At 62.9% G+C, this 20,343-nt stretch carries 16 protein-coding genes and 1 pseudogene; 4 read left to right on the plus strand and 13 right to left on the minus strand.

Annotation, left to right across the window (positions count from 1 at the left end; translation table 11 throughout):
* Positions 1-66: 66 nt before the first annotated feature.
* Positions 67-462: a hypothetical protein gene (locus NKI72_RS02160; RefSeq protein WP_352612452.1), complete on the plus strand. Its 396-nt coding sequence runs from the start codon at positions 67-69 to the stop codon at positions 460-462.
* 137 nt (positions 463-599) lie between these two features.
* Here the strand turns inward: NKI72_RS02160 and NKI72_RS02165 are convergent.
* The 13 genes and pseudogenes from NKI72_RS02165 to NKI72_RS02225 all read right to left on the minus strand — a co-directional run bounded on the left by NKI72_RS02165 (position 600) and on the right by NKI72_RS02225 (position 14,576).
* Positions 600-1,657: pseudogene (locus NKI72_RS02165) on the minus strand (ABC transporter ATP-binding protein).
* 40 nt (positions 1,658-1,697) lie between these two features.
* The gene (locus NKI72_RS02170; RefSeq protein WP_023674179.1) at positions 1,698-2,519 is read right to left on the minus strand and encodes a carbohydrate ABC transporter permease; all 822 of its coding nucleotides are present in this window, start codon (positions 2,517-2,519) and stop codon (positions 1,698-1,700) included.
* On the minus strand, positions 2,520-3,422 hold the full coding sequence (locus NKI72_RS02175; protein ID WP_245274609.1) for a carbohydrate ABC transporter permease: 903 nt from the start codon (positions 3,420-3,422) through the stop codon (positions 2,520-2,522).
* 35 nt (positions 3,423-3,457) lie between these two features.
* The gene (locus NKI72_RS02180) at positions 3,458-4,795 is read right to left on the minus strand and encodes an extracellular solute-binding protein (RefSeq protein ID WP_352470624.1); all 1,338 of its coding nucleotides are present in this window, start codon (positions 4,793-4,795) and stop codon (positions 3,458-3,460) included.
* Between the two features lie 60 nt (positions 4,796-4,855).
* Positions 4,856-5,515 (minus strand): GntR family transcriptional regulator, encoded by a 660-nt coding sequence (locus tag NKI72_RS02185; protein ID WP_352470625.1) that lies wholly within the window; start codon positions 5,513-5,515, stop codon positions 4,856-4,858.
* A 39-nt stretch (positions 5,516-5,554) separates the two neighbouring features.
* Positions 5,555-6,439: a dihydrodipicolinate synthase family protein gene (locus NKI72_RS02190; protein ID WP_352849863.1), complete on the minus strand. Its 885-nt coding sequence runs from the start codon at positions 6,437-6,439 to the stop codon at positions 5,555-5,557.
* Positions 6,440-6,643: 204 nt separating this feature from the next.
* A complete protein-coding gene (locus NKI72_RS02195; RefSeq protein WP_352849864.1) occupies positions 6,644-8,440 on the minus strand; it encodes an ABC transporter ATP-binding protein in 1,797 nt (598 codons plus the stop codon).
* Positions 8,437-9,381 carry an acetamidase/formamidase family protein gene (locus tag NKI72_RS02200; RefSeq protein ID WP_352470628.1) on the minus strand — a complete coding sequence of 315 codons (945 nt, stop codon included), beginning with the start codon at positions 9,379-9,381 and terminating at the stop codon, positions 8,437-8,439. Before NKI72_RS02200 ends, NKI72_RS02195 begins: the two co-directional genes overlap by 4 nt.
* A complete protein-coding gene (locus NKI72_RS02205; RefSeq protein WP_352470629.1) occupies positions 9,371-11,014 on the minus strand; it encodes an ABC transporter substrate-binding protein in 1,644 nt (547 codons plus the stop codon). Before NKI72_RS02205 ends, NKI72_RS02200 begins: the two co-directional genes overlap by 11 nt.
* A gap of 32 nt (positions 11,015-11,046) precedes the next feature.
* Positions 11,047-11,967, minus strand: a complete 921-nt coding sequence (locus NKI72_RS02210; RefSeq protein ID WP_352470630.1) for an ABC transporter permease — start codon at positions 11,965-11,967, stop codon at positions 11,047-11,049.
* On the minus strand, positions 11,964-12,830 hold the full coding sequence (locus NKI72_RS02215) for an ABC transporter permease (RefSeq protein WP_352470704.1): 867 nt from the start codon (positions 12,828-12,830) through the stop codon (positions 11,964-11,966). Before NKI72_RS02215 ends, NKI72_RS02210 begins: the two co-directional genes overlap by 4 nt.
* Before the next feature lie 19 nt (positions 12,831-12,849).
* Positions 12,850-13,452, minus strand: a complete 603-nt coding sequence (locus NKI72_RS02220; protein WP_352455770.1) for an ANTAR domain-containing response regulator — start codon at positions 13,450-13,452, stop codon at positions 12,850-12,852.
* Positions 13,449-14,576: a transporter substrate-binding protein gene (locus tag NKI72_RS02225; protein ID WP_352849865.1), complete on the minus strand. Its 1,128-nt coding sequence runs from the start codon at positions 14,574-14,576 to the stop codon at positions 13,449-13,451. The genes NKI72_RS02220 and NKI72_RS02225 overlap by 4 nt, the downstream gene beginning before the upstream one ends.
* A 522-nt stretch (positions 14,577-15,098) precedes the next feature.
* Here NKI72_RS02225 and NKI72_RS02230 point away from each other — a divergent pair.
* The 3 genes from NKI72_RS02230 (at position 15,099) to NKI72_RS02240 (ending at position 20,237) form a co-directional block, all read left to right on the plus strand.
* The gene (locus tag NKI72_RS02230) at positions 15,099-16,214 is read left to right on the plus strand and encodes a hypothetical protein (protein ID WP_352470632.1); all 1,116 of its coding nucleotides are present in this window, start codon (positions 15,099-15,101) and stop codon (positions 16,212-16,214) included.
* A gap of 378 nt (positions 16,215-16,592) precedes the next feature.
* Positions 16,593-17,687, plus strand: a complete 1,095-nt coding sequence (locus NKI72_RS02235) for a branched-chain amino acid ABC transporter substrate-binding protein (protein ID WP_352849866.1) — start codon at positions 16,593-16,595, stop codon at positions 17,685-17,687.
* 81 nt (positions 17,688-17,768) lie between these two features.
* The gene (locus NKI72_RS02240; protein WP_352470705.1) at positions 17,769-20,237 is read left to right on the plus strand and encodes an adenylate/guanylate cyclase domain-containing protein; all 2,469 of its coding nucleotides are present in this window, start codon (positions 17,769-17,771) and stop codon (positions 20,235-20,237) included.
* Positions 20,238-20,343 lie beyond the last annotated feature (106 nt).

Here is a 20,343-nt window from a genome sequence, read left to right on the forward strand (position 1 = left end):
TCAGCACAGGTCGTATTGTCGGTCAGCCGGATTCAGGCGCGCGAACATCCGGCGCGGATCTCCGTAGTGCCGAAGACCGCCCACGAGAAAATTCACTTTGAAGCGTTTCCGGATCATCCTGTGGCAGCAATGATCGCAGAGAGCGCCCTCGCGGCGCGCGCGCCATGCTGGAAACTCTGCATGTTTGCCGAGGGCAGCCGCTACCAGGAGCAACTCTGCGCTGTCGGCGGCGACGGAAAGATCGAATGTCTGGTTCCCGGACCAGGCCGTTTCTGGCCGACCCAGCTTGGCCCTGCGCCAGTGCCCCAGTTGATCGTCAGTCCGCGCAATCCGCCTGGACCACGCCTGCTGGAGATTCCCGTCGACCCCCGGCTGATCGAGGCAGGCGACCCTAGCGGTTCGACTATTTCGAGCACGCCCGCTTCACCGCTGCGGTGCGCGAACAAGGCAAAGTGGAAGTGACCTTGCAAGACGGCTGGTGGGCCGTCGTCATGGGTCTCGGCGCCCAGAGATCGGCCAGCGAAGGCCGCGCCATCGAACTCGCCGGTGAATTCGCGTTGCCGACCTAAGGCCGACCACGCATTCACCAGACCATTGGGTCAGATGCGCCGACCGGTTGCTGCGTCGAACAGATGCGCACATGCGCGGTCGATCTCGATCCCCACCCCTTCGCCCTGCCTGAGCGCAAGCCTTTCTCGGAAAAGGCAGGAAATTTCTTCACCGGAGCAGTCGACCCTGGCGAAGATTTCCGAGCCTGTCGCCTCGAGAAGCGTGATCGTACCCGGCACGCCTTGCCCCGTCGCCCGGATATGTTCCGGTCGAATGCCGTAGACGAGTTCGCGTCCTGCGGCATCCGCGGGCTGGGCGCCTTCCGGCAACGGCAGGACCAACCCGCCGGCGCTGCGGAACACGCCCTCCTCGATGCGGCCGGCAATGAAGTTCATGGCGGGCGAGCCGATGAAACCGGCAACGAAGAGGTTGGCCGGATGGTCGTAGAGGTCCAGCGGCGCGCCGATCTGCTCGACCAGGCCGTCATGCAGCACGACGATCTTGTCGGCCATCGTCATGGCCTCGATCTGGTCGTGCGTGACATAGATCGTCGTGGTACCCAGCCGCTGGTGCAGGGCCTTGATCTCGCCGCGCATCTGGACGCGCAACTTGGCGTCGAGGTTGGAGAGCGGCTCGTCGAACAGAAAGACCTGCGGGTCACGTACGATCGCGCGGCCCATGGCGACGCGCTGGCGCTGGCCGCCCGAAAGCTGGCGCGGATAGCGGTCAAGCAGCTTTTCCAGGCCGAGGATGCCGGCTGCCTTCCGGACCCGGCCAGCGGTGTCGGCCGGGTCGGCTTTCTTGATCTTGAGGGCAAAGCCCATGTTGTCGGCAACGGTCATATGCGGATAGAGCGCATAATTCTGGAACACCATGGCGATGTTCCGGTCCCGCGCGCGCAGATTGTTGACCATGCGTTCGCCGATGGCGATCTTCCCGCCGGAGATCGTCTCAAGGCCTGCGATCATGCGCAGCAGCGTCGATTTTCCGCATCCCGACGGGCCGACCAGGATGACGAATTCGCCGTCGGCGATGTCGACGCTGACGTCGTGAATGATCTTGGTGGCCCGAAGGCCTTCTGCACGTTGTTGATCGTTACCGATGCCATTGGATCTTTCCTGGAAAAAGAGTGATGTCCGGGCGCGCGCTCAACCGCCCTTGACGGCGCCGGCGGTCAGCCCCGCCACGATCTGCCTTTGCGCGAACATGGTCAGGATCAGCACCGGCAACGTCACCACCAGCGCCGCCGCGGCGAGCGGCCCCCAGCTCACCTGCTCGTAGGACAGCATGTTGTAGACGGCGACCGGCAGTGTGCGCGTCTCACGGCTGGCGAGCACGACGCCGAAGACGAAATTGTTCCACGAGAAGATCACGGACAGGATGAAGGCGACGACGATGCCCGGCTTGGCGATGGGCAGGGCAACCAGCCGGAAAACCTGCCAGGAGCTGGCGCCGTCGATGTTGGCCGCCTCTTCCAGTTCCATCGGCGTGGTCTCGAAATAACCGATCATCACCCACACCACGATCGGCACCGTCACCACCAGATGGATGATGATCTGCGGCCACAGCGTGCCGAGTATCCCGATCCATTGGAACAGCAGAAACAGCGGGATGAGATAGGATAGCCCAGGCGTCATGCGGGCGATCATGATGACGACGGCGGATCTCTCGGCCTTGAGCCGCGCGATGCCGTAACCGGCCGGTACGCCGATCAACAGTGCCAGTAAGGTCGCCGTACCGGTCACCAGAACCGAATTCCAGAGATAGAGCAGGAAATTGTTCTCCTCGAACACCTTTACATAGTTCGACCAGGCGAAGCGTTCGGGGATCAGGATCGGCGGATAGGCACCGTTGTCGATCTCGAATTTCAGCGACAGCGAGATCATCCAGAGGAAGAACAGGATCGCCGGCGAGACGAAAACCAGGGCAGCGAAAAACAGACCGATCTGGTTGAGCAGCCGTGAACTCATCTATTTGCCCTCCGTATCGATCCACTGCGAGCGTTGGCGCAGCATCAGCAGGACAAACGACAGGGCCACGATGACAATGAAGAACACCACGGCCATGGCCGAGCCGTAGCCGATATCGTAGTAGGAGAAGGCGGTGTTGTAGAGATAGATGTTGATGGTCTCCGACGCCGTACCCGGCCCGCCCTGGGTCATCGCGTAGATGATGTCGAAACTCTTCAGCGCATCGATGGTGCGGATGATGACCGCGATCATCAGGAACGGCGCGATCATCGGCAGAGTGAGATAGCGGAATTGCTGCCAGGCATTGGCGCCGTCGATCTCGGCGCTTTCGAAGGGCTCGCGCGGCACCGAGGCCAGCCCGCCAAGCACGATCAGCATGACGAGCGGCGTCCACTGCCAGGTCTCGACCGCAACCAGCGACGGGATGACCGTGTTGGCGTTGAATATCCATTCCTGGGCCGGGATGCCGACCAGCGACAGCAGGTAGTTGAGCACGCCAAGCTGAGGATGGAACATCATTGTCCAAACCAGTGCGACGGCAACGGGTGTCGCCATCATCGGCATGACGAAGACGCCGCGCAGCAAGCCGCGCAGCGGAAACCTGGCATCGAAGATCAGGGCGGCCAGGGTGCCCAGCAGCATCGGCGCTGCAACCGAGAGGAAGGTGTAGGTCAACGTATGAACAAGGGATTCCCAGAAACGTGGGTCGCTGGCCAGGCGGAGATAGTTTTCCATCCCGGCAAAACTCCGCGACTGGCCGAGCGTCCAGCGATTGACGCTCATCCACAGGGTGAAAGCCCAGGGGAAAACGATGACGGCGCCGACGACGACGAGTGCGGGGACGACGAATGGCCAGTAGTTGGGAGCCAGCCGGATCGTCTGGCTCCCGTCGATAACCGGCATCGTCACCCCGGTCTGTTCTGGGGTGGTGGCCGACATCAGCCCTGCTCGCTCCTGTCGAGAACCGGCTGGAACTGTTCGGTGGCCTTCTTCAGCTCCGCGGCGGGATCGGCGCCGGCAATCATGTTGGTCAGCGCCACGCCATAGATGTCGCGGAATTCCGTGACCGGGATGATGACCGGCAGTGCCAGCCGACTGATATTGCCCGAGCCGACCACGGCATCAAGCCAGCTTGCCGGCATGGTGACGCCTTCACGCACCTTGGGATCCTCCAGCACGGATTTGCGGAACGGAACACCGGCGCCGGCCTGCAACAGCCGCGCGCCCATGGTTGGCGATACCGCCCACTGGCAGAACAGATAGGCAGCCTCCTTCTTCTCGCTGGCGGCGGTAACGCCAATCCCGTCGCCGAAGGTGCCCGAGGCATGCGCCTTGGGACCCTTGGGCATCACGCCGTAACCGACCTTGCCGACCACCCTCGATTTTTCCGGATTTTCCATCGGCGGGGCAAAACCCACGCCGTCGAGCCACATGCCGATCTTGCCCTGCAGGAAGGCCGACTGTGCTTCGGCCCAGTTGAACCCGGTAACGCCCGGAGGGGCGGACTTGGTCATTAATCTTTGATAGAGCGCGGCAGCCTCGATCGCCTCGGGAGCCTCGGTGCGCAGCTTGCCCTTGTCATCTAGCGGCGTCATGTCGTAGCCGAGCATCAGCGACGTCCACACCGGCGTGTTTGCGTTCTTGAGCCCGCGGGCGACGAAGCCGTATGTATTGGTCGAGTGGTCGGTCAGCGCTTCGGCGGCTGCCACAAGTTGCTCGAAGGTCTCTGGGTATTTGAGGGCCTTGGCCTCGAACAGCTCCTTGTTCCAATACAGGATCCAGTAGTCCACCGAGAACGGTAGCGAGCGCAGCACGCCCTGGCCGTCCTTGGCAAACAGCATGCCGGCTTCGGCGAAGTCGCTTTCGACCAGCGCCGGGTCGGTGAGCGACGGATCGGCGAGATAGCCGGCGATGTCGGCCAGCCAGCCACCCTTCTCGAACTGGCGCTTCTGCACGTGGTAGCTCAGATGCACGACGTCGAAGCTCGGCTTGCCCGAGCTCAACTCGATCACCGTCTTCTGGCGCTGCTGCTGCTCGGGCGTTGCCTCGGCATTGACCTTGATGCCGGTCAGTTCCTCGAACTCGGCGAGATATTTCAGGATGGTGTCGCTGCGCGGGCTTTTCACCAGATTGACGTCAAGCGTCGTCCCGGCAAAGCGTTTCCAGTCAACGCCTGCGGCAAAGCCGGGGCGAAGCCCCACAAGGCCGGCAGCGGTTAGCGCCGCGGTTCCGGCAAGGAGTTGCCTCCTGGTTGGGTTGAACAGATTGGACGACATTTCTTCCTCCCGGTGCTGTCGTTGTGGATGCGCCGCAAACCGCGGCGCGGCTATATTTCCTCAGATCTGGAGCGCCAGCCGGCGCGCATTGTCGATATGCAGACTGATCGCTTCAACCGCTCTTTGCGGATTGCGGCTCTCCATGGCTTCGATGACCGCCAAATGTTCGCGCATCACCGGCACCACACGACCGTCGATGCGGAAACGCTCCTGGTGGATCAGCCGGATTTTCACCGAGTTGACCAGATAGGCCTTGGCGATAATCTCGTTGCCGAGCGCATTGATGAAGGTGTCGTGCATCGCCCAGTCGATGTTCTGGGCCTTGGCTTCCATTTCCGGCGTCGGTGCCTGCCCGAGAGCTTGGGCCAGCATCTCTTCATGTTCGCGCCGCATGCGGGCAAGTTCGGCATCAGAAGCGCTGGTCGTGAATAGCGCCACTGCCTCGCGTTCCATGAACAACCGAAACTGAAACGCCTCGCGGATCAGATTGATATCGATATGCGCGATCTGCATGCCGCGCTGCGGGATGGTGGTCAGCAGTCCCTCGGCCTCGAGACGCGGGACGATCTCGCGAATGGCACCCAGCGGCAGCCCGGTGAAAGCGACCAGTTCGCGCTGTGACACGAACTGCCCCGGCCGCAGATCGCGGGCCAGCAAATGCCGCGTGAAGCTGGCATAGGCCTTCTCCCGGAGAGTGATCGGTTCGCTGCCGTCTTCCACTTCAGCTCGCTTCCTTGTCGGTCAGCCCGGCCTTGTCGGTCAGGCTGCCTCTGTCGCAAACAGCCTGTCGAAGGCAGCGGCAAGCTGCCGCTGTCCCTGCGGATCGATCGGCTCCAGGGGCGGGCGGACCGCCAGCCAGCGCTCGTCGCCGGTCTTGCGCGCGACCATGACCTTCACCGCCGGCGTGACCGGGTATTTGAGCAATTCGAGCACGAAGTCTTCGACGCGTGGGTCGTCGCCCCCGTTTTCGACCATTGCCCGGATTTCGCCGGTAACAAAATTAGCCATGCCGGAAATCGCGCCCTGTCCGCCGCGGCGCACGCTTCTCGCGAGATGCCGTTCGTCGCCGATGAGGATCACCAGATCGACGTGCGCCTCAAGCAGCGCCTCACTGTAGCTCCAGTCCCCGCCGGAATCCTTCACCCCGGCCACCACAGCGGGAAAGGCGGCGCGCAGCCGGCCGATCAGCCCAAGCGGGAGCGGCACCATGGTGACTGAGGGGATGTTATAGAGCAGCACGTCGCGCGCCAGCGGACCGAGTGCGGCGAAGACGGCGGAAAACCATCCGAACAGCCCGTCCTCGCCGACATTCTTGAAGTAGCTCGGCGGAGCGAGCAGAATGTTGCGAACGCCGCGCTGCAAAGCGTGCCGGGCCTGATCGGCGGCATCTTCGGCTGCATCGACCAGCACTGCGGCGACGAGCTGATGTGGCGGAATACCGGCCGCCAGCATGGCCTCGGTGACGATCCGTCGCTCGTCGGTGCCGACCGAGGCTCCTTCGCCGGTGGTGCCGAACAGCGTCGCGCTGCTGCAGCCGGCGCCAAGGCAGGCTCGGGCATGCGCGATCATCGGCGCGAGCGCTATCTGCCCCGACGGGTCGAAGGGTGTGGTCAGGGCAACCGAAAGACCAAAGCGGGAAGCCAATACGATCTCCGTTGAAATCAATGTGGATGTAGCGTTAGCACGCTAACATGTCAGGTGTAAACGGGTGATGTTGCCAACTCGGCATCGCCGAACGGCGCTGCCGCGGCAGCGCCATCGCCGATCATTTTCCTCCGCTCGAACATCACATATGCAGCTGTCCCCGAGCCTCTGCGGGATTGGCTGCACGAGGCAGCCTAAGCTCGATCAAGTGGCGACGAGGTGGCCGTCGCCAACATCTTCGAGCTTGAGTTTCCGGGGCTCGTCACCGATGCGCCGCACAGCGCTTGGAATTTCGCTGTCCAAACGGGCGAACCGGGCGCGGCGCCGGCCTGGATCGGGAACCGGAACGGCTTCGATCAGCCGCTTTGTGTAAGGATGGCGCGGGTTGGAGAAGATCTGGTCGCGGGTGCCCATCTCGACGATCTGCCCCAGATACATTACCGCCACGCGATCGGAGATGTTCTCGACCACCGCCATGTCGTGCGAGATGAAGAGATATGCGACGCCGAATTCGCGCTGCAGCTCCTTCAGCAATCTTAACACGCGCGCCTGCACCGACACGTCGAGAGCAGAGACGCTCTCGTCGGCAATGATCAGCTTTGGTCGCAGCGCCAGCGCCCGCGCAATGCAGATTCGCTGGCGCTGCCCGCCGGAGAATTCGTGGGGATAGCGCTCCATCTGGTCAGCCGAGAGGCCGACGCGTTCGAACAGGGCGGCGATCTGGGCATGCCGTTGCTCTCTGTCGCCGAGGCCGTGGATCAGCAGAGGCTCGGCGACGAGATCGCCGACCCGCATGCGCGGATCGAGGGACGCGAACGGATCCTGAAAGATCATCTGCACATTGCGGCGGACAGCCTTGCGCTCCTTGCGGCTGAGCGCCGACAAGTCCTGGCCGCCGATTAAAATGCTGCCGGTGTAGGGCACCAGCCCGGCGATCGCCTTGGCCGTCGTCGACTTGCCGCAGCCCGATTCGCCGACCAGCGACAGGGTTTCGTGCGGCGCGATCGAGAAACTGACGCCTTCGACCGCGTGCACCCTGCGGTCAACGCGGCCGAAGAAGCCGCCGTGCAGGTCGAAGCGGACGTGAAGATCGCTGACAGATACAAGCTCGGCCGGCATGTTGGCGGCGTCTTGTCGTTCTTCGACGGTCCGTCCGCCGCCAATGCGCGGCACGGCGGCCAGAAGCTCGCGTGTATAGTCGGCCTGCGGGCGATTGAAGATGTCAGCCGCGCTGCCCTGCTCGACCATCCGTCCGTCACGCATGATGATGACGCGGTCCGCCATCTCGGCGACGACGCCCATGTCGTGCGTGATCAGGATAACACTGGTGCCGTGCTCGCGCTGCAGGTCGCGCAGCAGTTCCAGCACCTCACCCTGAACCGTGACATCGAGGGCGGTCGTCGGCTCATCGGCGATCAGCACGTCCGGGTTCAGGGCCAGAGCCATGGCAATCATCACGCGCTGGCGCATGCCGCCTGAGAGTTCGTGCGGATAGTGCTCGAGCCGCCGTTCGGCATCCGGAATTCGGACTGCCTTCAGCGCCTCGAGCGCGCTCAGCCGCGAGTTGGAGCGCGACATCGAGGTGTGTGCATCGATCGCCTCCGTGAGCTGACGGCCGATGGACAGCACCGGATTGAGCGATGTCATCGGTTCCTGAAAGATCATGGCAATACGGTCGCCGCGGATGCGGCGCATGCCGCTCTCGCTGAGAGCCGCGAGGTCCTGATCGCCGAGCCGGATGGAGCCTGATCCGATGCGTGCCGCCGGCTGCGGCAGCAAGCCCATGATGGCCAGCGCCGTCATCGACTTGCCGGAACCGGACTCGCCGGCGATGCAAAGCGTTTCGCCGCGCGTCAGGCCGAATGTCAGGTCGGAAACGACGTCGCGCTCGCCCTCCTCGCCGCGCACGGCGACGCTCAGGCCTGAGACGCTGAGTACCGGCCTGAGAGAGCCACTCTCCGCGGCGGCCTGCCTGGATCGTTTGATGTCCTCCACCTTCATTCAAAGACGCAGCGGGGGAAGTAGAACGAAACCACCCAGTTGGGCATGTCGACGATCTCGCTGATGCGCAGGTCACCGCAAACCGAGACGAGCATATAGGCATCTACCGGATCCATGCCGTAGCGGCCGGAGAGCAGGTCGATCATCTGGGAAACGGCACTCCTGGCGCCGTCCATCAGATCCGGCCCGATACCGGTTGTCACCTCGTAGCCCTTGGCGTCGAGATGCCGCGACACCGGACCGGGCGTTGTGAAACGCGGCGTCCGCAGCCGGGCATCCTTGACCAGATCGAGCGTCAGCACGGCGTTCATGGGGCTCTCGATCGCCGTGCCGCAGACCTCGCCATCGCCTTGCGCGGCGTGCGTGTCGCCGACCGAGAACAACGCGCCCGCGACCTCTACGGGCAGGTAGAGCACCGTGCCGGCGGCGAGATCGCGGATATCCAGGTTGCCGCCCACGCGCCGCGGCGGAACCACCGAATGCAGACCCGGCTCAGCCGGGGCATTGCCGATGGTGCCGGCGAAGGGCTTGAGCGGCACCCGGCCGCTCTTGCCGAACAGCGCCGGTTCGAGCGAGGCGGCGTCGTACTTCCAGATATTCAGTGCCGGTTGGGAGAAGTCATTCGCCAGCAGACCGAATCCCGGGATGTTCGCCGTCCAACCGAAGCCTGATGGCTTGAACGCCTCGATGGTGATTTTCAGGGCATCGCCCGGTTCTGCCCCGTCGACATAGATTGGCCCAGTGACCGGGTTCACCTTGGCAAAGTCGAGCAAAGCAACGTCGTCGATGGTGCTCTCCATCGTCAGCTGCCCGCCGGACGAGTCCAAGCACTGGAACTCGATCGTCGCCCCTGGCGCCACCCGTTCGGCCGGGACAAAGGAATTGTCCCAGCCGAAATGATGGTGGCGCCCGTGGATGGTGTAGTCGCAGTTATTGCACATCGGTCACATACACATTGTCGTAGTTGATCGGGATGTGGACCGGGTCGACATAGAGGTTGTCGGCGCCACCCATGCGGGTTGATTTCATGGTGAAACGCTGCTCGTTGAAGACCGGTGCCCAGGGCGCGTCTTCCATGATCTTGCCGTAGATCTCGCTCCACATCTTGGCGCGTTCGCCAGCCCTGGCCGGGTCGACGATGGAGTCGGCTTCGGCCGCCTTGGCGTCGAGCGCCTTGTTGCAATACCACGACCAGTTCCAGCCGCCCGGGACGGCACCAGCACAGCCGAGGATCGGGCCGTAGAAGTTCGACGGATCGGGGAAGTCGGCGATCCAGGCCATGCCGCCGGACCAGATCATCGGCGCACCGGCCTTGTCGCCGCCGGCGGCGATGACGTTGGCCTGCGCGAGCGACTGGATGCTGGCCTTGATGCCGACCGCCGCCAGATCCTGCTGAATGGCCTGCGCGATGCGCGGGTTGGGATCGGTGTTCATGGCAAACAGCTGCGTGTCAAATCCGTCGGGATGCCCGGCCTCGGCAAGCAAGGCCTTGGCCTTGGCCACGTCATAGGGATAGCCCTTGAATTCCTTGTCATAGCCAGGCATCGACGGCGGCAACGGCTGATTGGCCGGCACCGCACGGTTGTTGATCAGCTGGACGATGCGGTCCTTGTTGATCGCCATGTTGACCGCCTGCCGCACCTTCACGTTGTCGAAGGGCGCCATGGTGGTATTCATGGTGATATAGCCGGTGTGTAACTGGCCGCCCTCGACAACACGGGCCTTCTGCTCGGGATCGGCCATCACCTCCTGGAATTTCGCCGGCGGAATGCCGTCGCCGGGAACGTCGATCTCGCCTTTCTGGAGCCGCAGCAGCGCCACGATCGGCTCCTGGCCGATCTCAAAGGTGATCTTGTCGAGATGCGGCAGACCCTCGTGCCAGTAATCCGGGTTGCGCTCGAATACGACGCGCTGGCCGAGCGTCCATTCGGCGAGCTTGAAGGCGCCGGTTCCGACCGGATGTTTGCCGAAGTCTGCGCCGTATTTTTCGACTTCTTCCTTCGGCACCACATGCGAGAAGTTGATCGCCATGACATGCAGGAAGGTGGCGTCGGGCCGGGTCAGCTCGAACTTGATCGTGTAGGGATCGACGACGGTTATGCCCGCCAGGCTCTCCGCCTTGCCGGCAGCGACGTTGTCATAGCCTTTGATCGAGCCGAAGAAACCGGCACCCGGGCTCTGTGTCTTTGGATTGGTGACCCGGTCGAGCGAATATTTCACGTCGTCGGCGGTCATCTCGCGGCCATTGTGGAACTTCACTCCGTGGCGCAGCTTGAAGGTGAAGGTCTTGCCGTCGGGCGCAATCTCGTAGCTCTCGGCAAGGTCGGGCCGCAGGTTGGTGGTGCCCGGCTCGTAGTCCATCAGCCCGTCGAACAGGCTCTTGATCATCGACCAGTTCTGCCAGTCATAGCCGATGGCCGGATCGAGCGTGGCGACGTCGTCCTTGTAGGTGATGGTGATCGCGCCGCCCTGCTTGGCATTCGGATCGACGGCGTCTTCGGCACGTACGCTTGTCATGCCAAGCACCAGCGCAAGCGCCGATGCCGCCACGGTCGATATTAGATATTTTCTCATGTCATGTTCCCTTTCTCTGGTTTTCTTGGTTTTCATCTGAGCTTGATGCGTGGATCGATGAACGGTGCGACAGTGTCGGCCAGGAGATTGCCGAGCACGATGGCAAAGGCCGAAACCAGGGTGACCCCCATGATGATCGGAATGTCGATGCGCTGAATGGCCTGCCAGGCTAGCTGGCCGATGCCTGGCCAGCCGAACACGCTTTCGACAACCACGATGCCGCCCATGAAGATGCCGATATCGATGCCGATCATGGCGATGACCGGCAGGATGGCGTTGGGCAGCGCGTGCCGGAGGATAATGGCGCTGCGTGCAAGACCCTTGGCACGCGCGGTACGCACGTAGTCCTGGCGCAGCACGTCGATCATCGACGAGCGCATCATGCGGGCGTACCAGCCGGCGCCGAGAATTCCCATGGTCAGCGACGGCAGCACCAGATGACGCCAGGTGCCGTAACCGCCGATCGGGAACCAGCCGAGCCGCACCGCGAACACATAAAGCAGCATCAGGCCGACGACGAATTGCGGCGCCGAGACGCCAACGAAGGAGGCGACCATCAGCGACTGGTCGGTGGCGGTGCCACGCTTGACGGCGGCGATGAGGCCCATCGTCAGCCCGATCACGACTTCGCAGGCAATGGCGCCGACCATCAGCAGCAGGCTTGCCGGCAGCCGCGAGACGATAAGCTCCGTGACCTCCGAGCGCTGAATGTAGGAGCGCCCCAGATCGCCGCTGAGAAGGCTGGTCAGATAGTGCCAATACTGGACGACGAAGGGCTGGTCGAGGCCGAGCTGCCGGCGGATGTTTTCGACCGTCTCGGGTGTGGCGCTGCGGCCGGCGATCTGGCGGACGGGATCGGCGGGCAGCAGGTAGAGCAGCGCAAAGGTGATCAGAGAGACGCCGAGCAAGATGAGCACCGACTGGACAACGCGGCGGCCGAGATAGGCGATCATGCCCGCCCCCTTTGCGTCGGATCGAGGATGTCGCGCAGTGCGTCACCGATCAGGTTGAAGGCCAGCGCCAGTGCCAGGATCGCCGCACCGGGAAAGAAGACCAGCCAGGGCGCGGCCTGGAAATAGGTCTGGTTCTCGAAGATGATGTTGCCCCATGACGCGGTCGGCGGTTGCACGCCGATGCCGAGATAGCTGAGCGTCGCTTCGAGCAGCACCGTGGTCGAAATACCGAGCGTGCCCCAGACGATGATCGTCGGCAAAAGATGTGGCAGGATATGGCGGAACAGGATGCGTGGAGCGCTAGCGCCGATGGTGCGCTCGGCATCGATGAACTCGCGTTCGGAGAGCGAACTTGTCTCGGTGTAGATGACGCGGGCGGTCTGCACCCAGTTCACCAATGCGATCACCATGGCGACGATCCACAGGCTCGGCTGGAGCACCGCCGCCAGGCAGATGGCGAGCAGCAGCGCCGGGAAAGCCATCATCAAATCGGTGAAGCGCATAAGCGCGCTGCCGATCCAGCCGCGGAAATAGCCGGCGGTGATGCCGACCAGCGTGCCGATCAGAAGCGCCACGCCATTGGCGACGATGCCGATGATCAGCGACGTGCGCGCGCCGAATAGGAGACGGGTCAGCAGGTCGCGGCCAAGCAGGTCGGTGCCCAGCCAGAACTGGGCTCCCGGCGGCAGTGGCGCGCCTTCAAGCGTGAGCCCGTCGAACATCTGCTCGTTTGGATCGTAGCCTGTCAGCCACGGTGCAAGAATGGCGCCGGCCAAGACAACGGCAATAATCCCGAGGCCGAGCAAAGCGAGAGGCCGTTTTAGCAGACGTCGCCAGACGCCGGCGCGAGGCTTGGCTGGCATACGCCCGGCGGCCGAAAGCTCAGGCGCGATCGGATTGGTCATCGTCGCCTTCTTCTTGTGTCATCGCCACGATCCTGCGCGCGGCTTCCTCGACACTGATTTGCCAGCTCATCGCCAGCGAGCGGAGCTGCGCATAGGCACGGCCGTCCTCGGCGCCCTTCGACAAGACCTCTACCGCGCGTACGATGGTCTGGCGCTCCGCGACCCGCTGACGAAGCGAGGCAATCTCGCTGGCCAGAAGCTTGCGCGCCTCGAAACTCTGCCTTGCGATTAAAAGTGCGCTATAGACGCCGGCATTGCCGACCGGTTTCAGCAACTGCGCATCGGCCTTGTGCGACAATGCCCATTCGACGCGCCCCGGCGCCTCGGAGCCGATCAGTGCTATCAGCGGCATCGGCGCCTCGCCCGGCTTCCACGGAAATTGCTCGTCAAAGCCGAGATCGACGTCGAAGAAGACGAAGTCCGCCGCCAAGGCTTCGGCCGGCAGTTCCGGCCAGAAGCCAATCGCCTCAAGGCCGATGGCCGACAATTGCCTTGTGATCGCCTGCACGGTCGGATGTGGACGATGCAGGACAAAAGCCCTGGCGCCTCCAAGGTTCGGGATACGCGCCATCTTGCTCACGACACCACCCGCAGGCGTGGCCGCCCGAACGTCTCCGTCCGGTCATAGCGGGAAAGGTAGGGATCGGGTGCCACGCCCTTCGTCAGTGTGACCGTTTTGAACGATGTTCCATCGATACGTCCGATTAGCACCGGCAAGGTAGCATGCTGGGTTTGCTGGTCGATGGCGATGTCGCCCAGCGGCGTTCGAAATGATGTTTCGGAAAAGACCTTGGGAAGGTCCGTCCATTGTGCACCGGGGTTAAGGGTGAGGATCTCGGCGAGCATGCGCACCGAGGCATAAGCCGCCGCCTCGAAGGATGAGGCCGGCATGACGGAAGGCACTGGAACCGCACCGCGATCCGCCCCCGAGATGTCGTGAAAATAGGGCCCAACGGAAAGGTGGCCATCGCCTGCCCCGTTGAGCGCCGGCAATTCGCATTCCGTGAGATTGCAGGACAGGATCGGGCAACGCTCCGGCCTGAAATGCGGGTCGCGCCGGCCAAGCTCCGCATAGGCAGCGATGAAGGCATAAGAAGAAGGGCCGATGAGATTGTTCAGAATGAAATCAGGTCTCGTCGCCTGTATCTCCGCGATCAGCCGCGCAACATCGACCTCGCCGAGCGGCAGATAGCGTTCGCCCAGCACCTTGCCGCCAGCGTCCGCAATCAGGTCGCGCGCCACGCGGTTGGTCTCCCAGCCCCAGATGTAGTTGGAACCGAGCAGGAAGCCATCGGCGCCGAAACGAGGCACGACATAGGCGAGCAGCGGTACGAGATGCTGATTGGGGCAGGCGTGTGTGTAGACGACATGCTCGTTGGCTTCGAAGCCCTCGTACGGGCAGGCGTACCACAGCGTGCCGCCTGCCCTTTCCAGGATTGGAATGACCTCCTTGCGGCTCCACGAGGTGACGCAGCCAATGATGTGACGCGCGCCGCTGTTGGCGAGAATGTCCGCGCAGCCGCTTGCATAGCGATCGATGTTGCCCTGCGGGTCGCTCTCGATCGGGATGAATTCGAATGGGATAGCGAGATCGCCGTTGACGTCGGCGATGGCGTTCATCGCACCCGCACGGCAGGATTCGGACACCAGCCGGTAGTTGCCGGACCGCGAATAGAGAATGCCGATGTCGATATGCCGTTTCAAGCAATGCCTCAAAAATGACAATGCCCCGCAGCCACCGCCGCAGGGCGAGGCATACGAGGCATTCTTGCCGCCCGGCGGTCGGAGCCGGTATTTGTCCTCACCGTATTACGCCCGCGCTCCCAGTCAAGAGCCGCCACGCGAAACTTTGGCCAGCCGAAACGGTTCGGCGCGCAGCACGCAACTCATGCCGCTGGTCGTTTAGAGTCCGCCAGGAACCAAAATTGCTGATGTCCAGCTATGGGGCCCGGACAAACCCGGTTCGCTACCATTCAAAGCAACGGCTTTAATATCGGTTTACCTGAATCTGCTAGCAGCAATGACGCCGGTTTTCGTCGGTCAAGCAAAGGGTTCCACCTTGCCGCAGCAATTCAGCACTCCGTTCGGTCACCGGGGCGATGCCAACTGGCCGAGGTTGCACGGCTTCATGGGCGTCGAGTTGGAACGCGCGCCCGATGTTCTCGTGCCTCGCGTCGCCTTGGCCCGGAAGCTCGGTGGATGGGACTTTGGTGGCGGGAGCCGGGCTTGAGCGTCATTCGCGCCTTGCAAGGCGCCGACCTCCCGGCAGTTGCGAACATGTTTCAGCGCGTGCTGTTGAAGGAGAGGACCGAAGCGCCGGCCTCTCTCGTGGAATACATGCAACGGTTTTATCTGGATGCGCCCGGTTGCGCAGACAACCTCCGGTCGCTTGTCCATGTCAACGACGCCGGTCGCGTCTCCGGATTTGTCGGCGTCCACGTCCTGCCGATGACGTTCAACGGCCGACAACTACGCGCGGCCATCTGTAGCTCGCTCATGGTCGAGGACCATGAGCACGACCCGCTGGCCGGCGCCCGCTTGCTGAAAGCTTACCTGGATGGTCCGCAGGACATCTCCTTCAGCGAGACGGCCAACGATATTTCCGTGAAATTGTGGACCCGGCTGCGCGGCGTGGTCCTGCCGCAATACAGCCTTGACTGGGTCCGTGTGATGCGCCCCGCGGCCTTCATGCTCAGCCTTTCCGCCAATCGCATGGCGCTTGCGCGAATGCTCAATCCGCTGGCGCGTGCAGTCGACCGATTTTACTGCAGAAGGATGACGTCCAGCGAACGACGTTGGTCGGGTGTGGCGGTGGACGGGGCAGGCCACGGAGCATTTCGTACATCCGAAATCGACAGCCATGCATTTGCCAGGCTCATCGAACCGTTTACCGCTCAATTCGCCCTGCGGCCTGACTGGACGGAAGATCAACTCGACCACATCCTGACAGATGCGGCACAAAAGCCGGATCTGGGGGAGCTTGTCTACGTTTGTGTGACGTCGCCAGTCGGCACCAATGTCGGCGCTTTCGCCTACTACGCACGGAAGTATGAAATTGGTCGCGTGCTGCAGATCTTCGCCCTCCCCGGCCAGGCGGGCCCGGTGATTGACTGCCTGATCGATCACGCCGCCGCGCGCGGCGTCAGCGGCCTGCGCGGACGTATTCAACCTGCACTTCTGGAGGCGATGCTTGGACGACGCATTGCTTTCCTGACCGTTGCCTCAACGGTGGTACATTCACGCGATCCAGAGCTTTTGGACGCGATGAAGAACTCGCAAGTCTTCCTGAACGGCCTTGCGGGCGAGCAGTGGAGCCGGCTTATCGGGAGCCGCTTCAGCTAGAGCGGGATGCGTTCAAGTTGAAGCGGGCATCCCGCTCTAACTATTTATTTTAGGCGCGTTTCCACTTGGCTGCAGAGTGCTTGGGTCAAAACCCAATCACTCTGAACGACCGAGTTCGACCCTTTGCCGTCATCCAGTTGGGAGCGTCGCATGACGCTCCGTGACCCAATCACGACGCTCACTCCGGTCAGTGGTAACGTCCGGATTTGGCGCGCGATTCCGACCTCAGCGAACGAAGTTATGACACGCCATTCCAGTGTATGCTTGCTTCGCCAAATTGGGTGTGCGCTGCAATAGCAGCCCGAGACAGTCGCGCTTGCCGAAGGGGCTGTCGGCTTTGACGGGATTGGCGTAAGCTACAGTTAAGGGGGTGCACACATGCACCGCATCATCGCCATACTGATCTTGGTTCTCGCGGCCGTGTTCAGCTCCGCACGGGCGGAGGTGCTGATCGGCGTCTCGGCTGCGATGACGGGACGGCTCGCCTGGATCGGCGAGCAGGGACAGCGCGGCGCGGAGATGGCAGTGGCCGACGTCAACACGGCGGGCGGCGTGCTCGGCCAGAAGGTGAGGCTCATCTCGGTCGACGACTTCTGCGATCCCGAGCAAGCTGTGGCGGCCGCCAAGAAGCTGGTGGCTGACGGGGTCGTGCTCGTCGTCGGGCATTATTGCTCCGGGGCCTCGATCCCCGCATCAAAAGTGTACGAGGAGGCGGGCGTCGTTGAGATATCCCCAGGCTCGACCAATCCGCAGCTGACCGAACAGGGCCGTGCCAATGTCTTTCGCACCATTGGCCGCGACGACGCGCAAGGTTTCATCGCTGGCAACTACCTTGCCGATCACTGGGGCAACAAGAAGATTGCGATCCTCCACGACAACTCGACCTATGGGAAGGGTCTCGCCGACGAGACCAGGAAGCAGCTGCACAAGCGGGGCGTGACTGAGGCCGTTTACGACGCATACATTCCCGGGAAGGACGACTATTCGGCCGAGGTCGCTACGTTGCGGACCGCCGGCGTCTCCGCCTTATATGTGGGTGGGTATCATGCCGAGGTTGCGCTGATTGCTCGCGCTGCACACGACAGTGGCTACACGGTTCAGCTCATATCCGGAGATGCTTTGGCGACCGAGGAATTTGCCCTGATCGCCGGCCCCGCGGCGGAGGGGACCCTCTTCACGTTCCCGGCGGACGCGAGGCGAAGCCCCGAAGCGGCCGCGGTCGTTGAGCAGTTCCGTGCGGAGAATTTCGAACCCGCGGGCTACACGCTGTTGAGCTACTGCGCGGTCCAGGTTTGGGCCCAGGCGGTCTCGAAGGCAGGTTCGCTGGAGCCGAAGGCCGTCATTGCGGCACTGCACGAACAGGAATTCGACACCGTGATCGGCCGGGTCGATTTCGACGACAAGGGCGACCTCACGAAGCAGAGCTGGGTTTGGTACGTCTGGCGCGGCGGAGAGTACGTGCCGGTTGAATAGGGTTCGCTGATCGCCGGCGTGCCGGCTGAGATGTCTAGTCTGATGCAGACCAGTGTGGCCGGACTGTTCCGACTCGCCGAGATGCTTGAACGCCTCGGCATACGTGGCCGGCTGTTGCTCGCCTTTTTCGGGATCAGCGCCCTTGCGGTGCTGGCAACGGCTGCGGCGCTTTATGCCTTCCTCCAGGTTGGCGACGTCGTGGACCGAATTACCACGGATCGAGTGCCGTCGGCGCTCGCCTCCCTCCAGCTGTCGCGCCAGGCCGAACGGGTCGCTGCTGCCGCGCCATCGGTGCTGGCAGCGACAAGCAGGGCTCAGCACAGCGAGGTCTCGGCTGCCGTCGCGCTCGAGATGTCCCGCCTCGAGGCCCTGCGCACGGACCTCCGGGATGCCACGTTGGGCACAGTGCCTTTGGCCGAGATTGAGGAAGCCGCGATTGTTCTGAGGCGCAACCTGAAGGAGCTCGACTCTCTTGTTGTCGCCCGGCTCGACGTGGTCGCCCGCAAGGAGGAGCTCCTGAACCGCCTCGCCGCGACGACAACCGGAAGCCAGCGCCTTGTCGCCACCGGCATCCTAGTGATGGATTCCAGGCTGCCGCAATGGCGGGCGGTCGCGGCCGACACGTCGCTGTCGCCCGATCGACGCGCAGCGGCGATGGCCGACCTGGTCCAGGCGATTGCGGCCTACATCCCCCAGCAGAAGGCGCAGCTGGAGATCTCGGCAGTCAACGACGCGCTGGTGAAGGTCGCGAACGCGCCGACGCCGGGCGACCTGGCGTTGATCCTTTTTCCGCTACGCCGTTCGCTCACTGCTCTTGAAAAGGTTTCCACGGAGATCGACGAAAAGCTGCGGACCCGCTTTCGGCAGCGTGTCGATGAGTTCAAGGGCTTGACCGACGGCGAGGACAGCATCCCCAAGGCGCGGGAGGACGAGTTTGCTGTCCTGGCACAGGGCGAAAGGCTTCTGGCCGAGAACAATCGACTGTCGCGCAATCTCACCGCTGGCGTCGATCGCCTGGTCGCCACGGCAGACCAGGAGATCGCTGCGTCCGGTCGCGAAGCCGCGCTCGTCCAGCGCTACGGCACCGCGGTTGTGCTCGGCTCCGCCTTCCTCAGCCTCCTGAGTTCGGTTCTGGTTGTCTGGCTCTATGTCGACCGCAGCCTCCTCGCCCGACTGGGGGCCGTGAGCCAGGGCATGCTCGCGATTGCGGGGGGCAACCTTCGTGCGCCGCTGCCAGCCGCGGGCAGCGACGAAATCGGGCGCATGGCCGAAGCGCTGAGACTTTTCCGGGATACTGCCGTCGAGGTCGAGGAAAAGAACCTGCGCGACGTTGCGGAAGCTCGTCAGCGGCTCATCGATGCCATCGAAAGCATCTCCGAAGGATTCGCTCTGTACGACGGGGAGGACCGGCTCGTCCTCAGCAACAGCCGCTACCGCGAATTGCTCTACGCCGGTCTGGAGACCGAACTGACGCCCGGCACGATATTCGAGCAAATCATTCGCCGATCCGCTGAGCGCGGCTACATCAGGGACGCCGAGGGGCGGGTCGAGGAGTGGGTCGCCGAGCGCCTCTCGCGGCACCGCAACCCTGGCGAACCTTGGGTGCAGCGGCGAGGCGACGGGCGATGGGTCATGATCAGCGAGCGGCGGATCAGCGCCGGCGGCACGGTCGCCGTCTATTCGGATATCACTGAGCTGAAGCAAAGGGAGGAGAACCTCGCCGAGAAATCCGTGGTTCTGGAGGCGCTTTCCAGCAAGCTGGCGAAGTATCTGGCGCCCCAAGTGTATCGCTCGATATTCACCGGCCGCCAGGAGGTCAGGATCGCCAGCCAGCGGAAGAAACTGACAATATGCTTCTCCGATATCGCGGGCTTTACCGAGACCACTGACAAAATGGAATCCGAGGATCTCACCCAACTCCTCAATCACTATCTGACGGAAATGTCGAAAATTGCTTCGGATCACGGCGCTACGATCGACAAATATGTCGGCGACGCGATCCTGATGTTTTTCGGCGATCCCGAGACTCGCGGCGTCAAGGAGGACGCGCTGGCTTGCGCGCAGATGGCACTTGCAATGCAAAAGCGGATTAGCGAGCTTGCCGAAGTCTGGCGGGACATGGGGATCGAAACACCGCTGCGCTGTCGCATCGGCATCCATACCGACTACTGCACCGTCGGTAACTTCGGCAGCGAGGACCGGATGGACTACACGATAATCGGCGGCGCCGTGAATCTCGCCTCGCGCCTGGAGCAGGAGGCGCCGCCGGGGACAATCCTCATTTCCTACGAGACGTTTGCGCAAGTGAAGGACGCAATCGACTGTGAAGAACTGGGGCAAGTCCAGGTCAAGGGGATCGCCTATCCCGTCGCCACCTACCGCGTCATCGATCTGAAGGCCAATTTGGCGGCCGCTCGTCGTGCTGTTCGGACCGAGCTGCCGCACTTCAGGTTGGAACTTGAACCGGAGCTGATGTCCCCTGACGAGCGTGGCGATGCCGCCAATGCACTTCGAGACGCGCTGGATCGGCTTCGTCACAAGCCTGGGTAGTAGGGCTTGGTCCACAACGACCCCTCCCAATGGACACAAGGAGTGGGATGTGGGACGCCGCTCATTGGCGCTGTCGATGCGAAGGCCGCAGAACGGTCGCGGTCAG

The sequence above is a fragment of the Mesorhizobium sp. M0437 genome (assembly GCF_040321335.1).
Classification (GTDB): domain Bacteria; phylum Pseudomonadota; class Alphaproteobacteria; order Rhizobiales; family Rhizobiaceae; genus Mesorhizobium.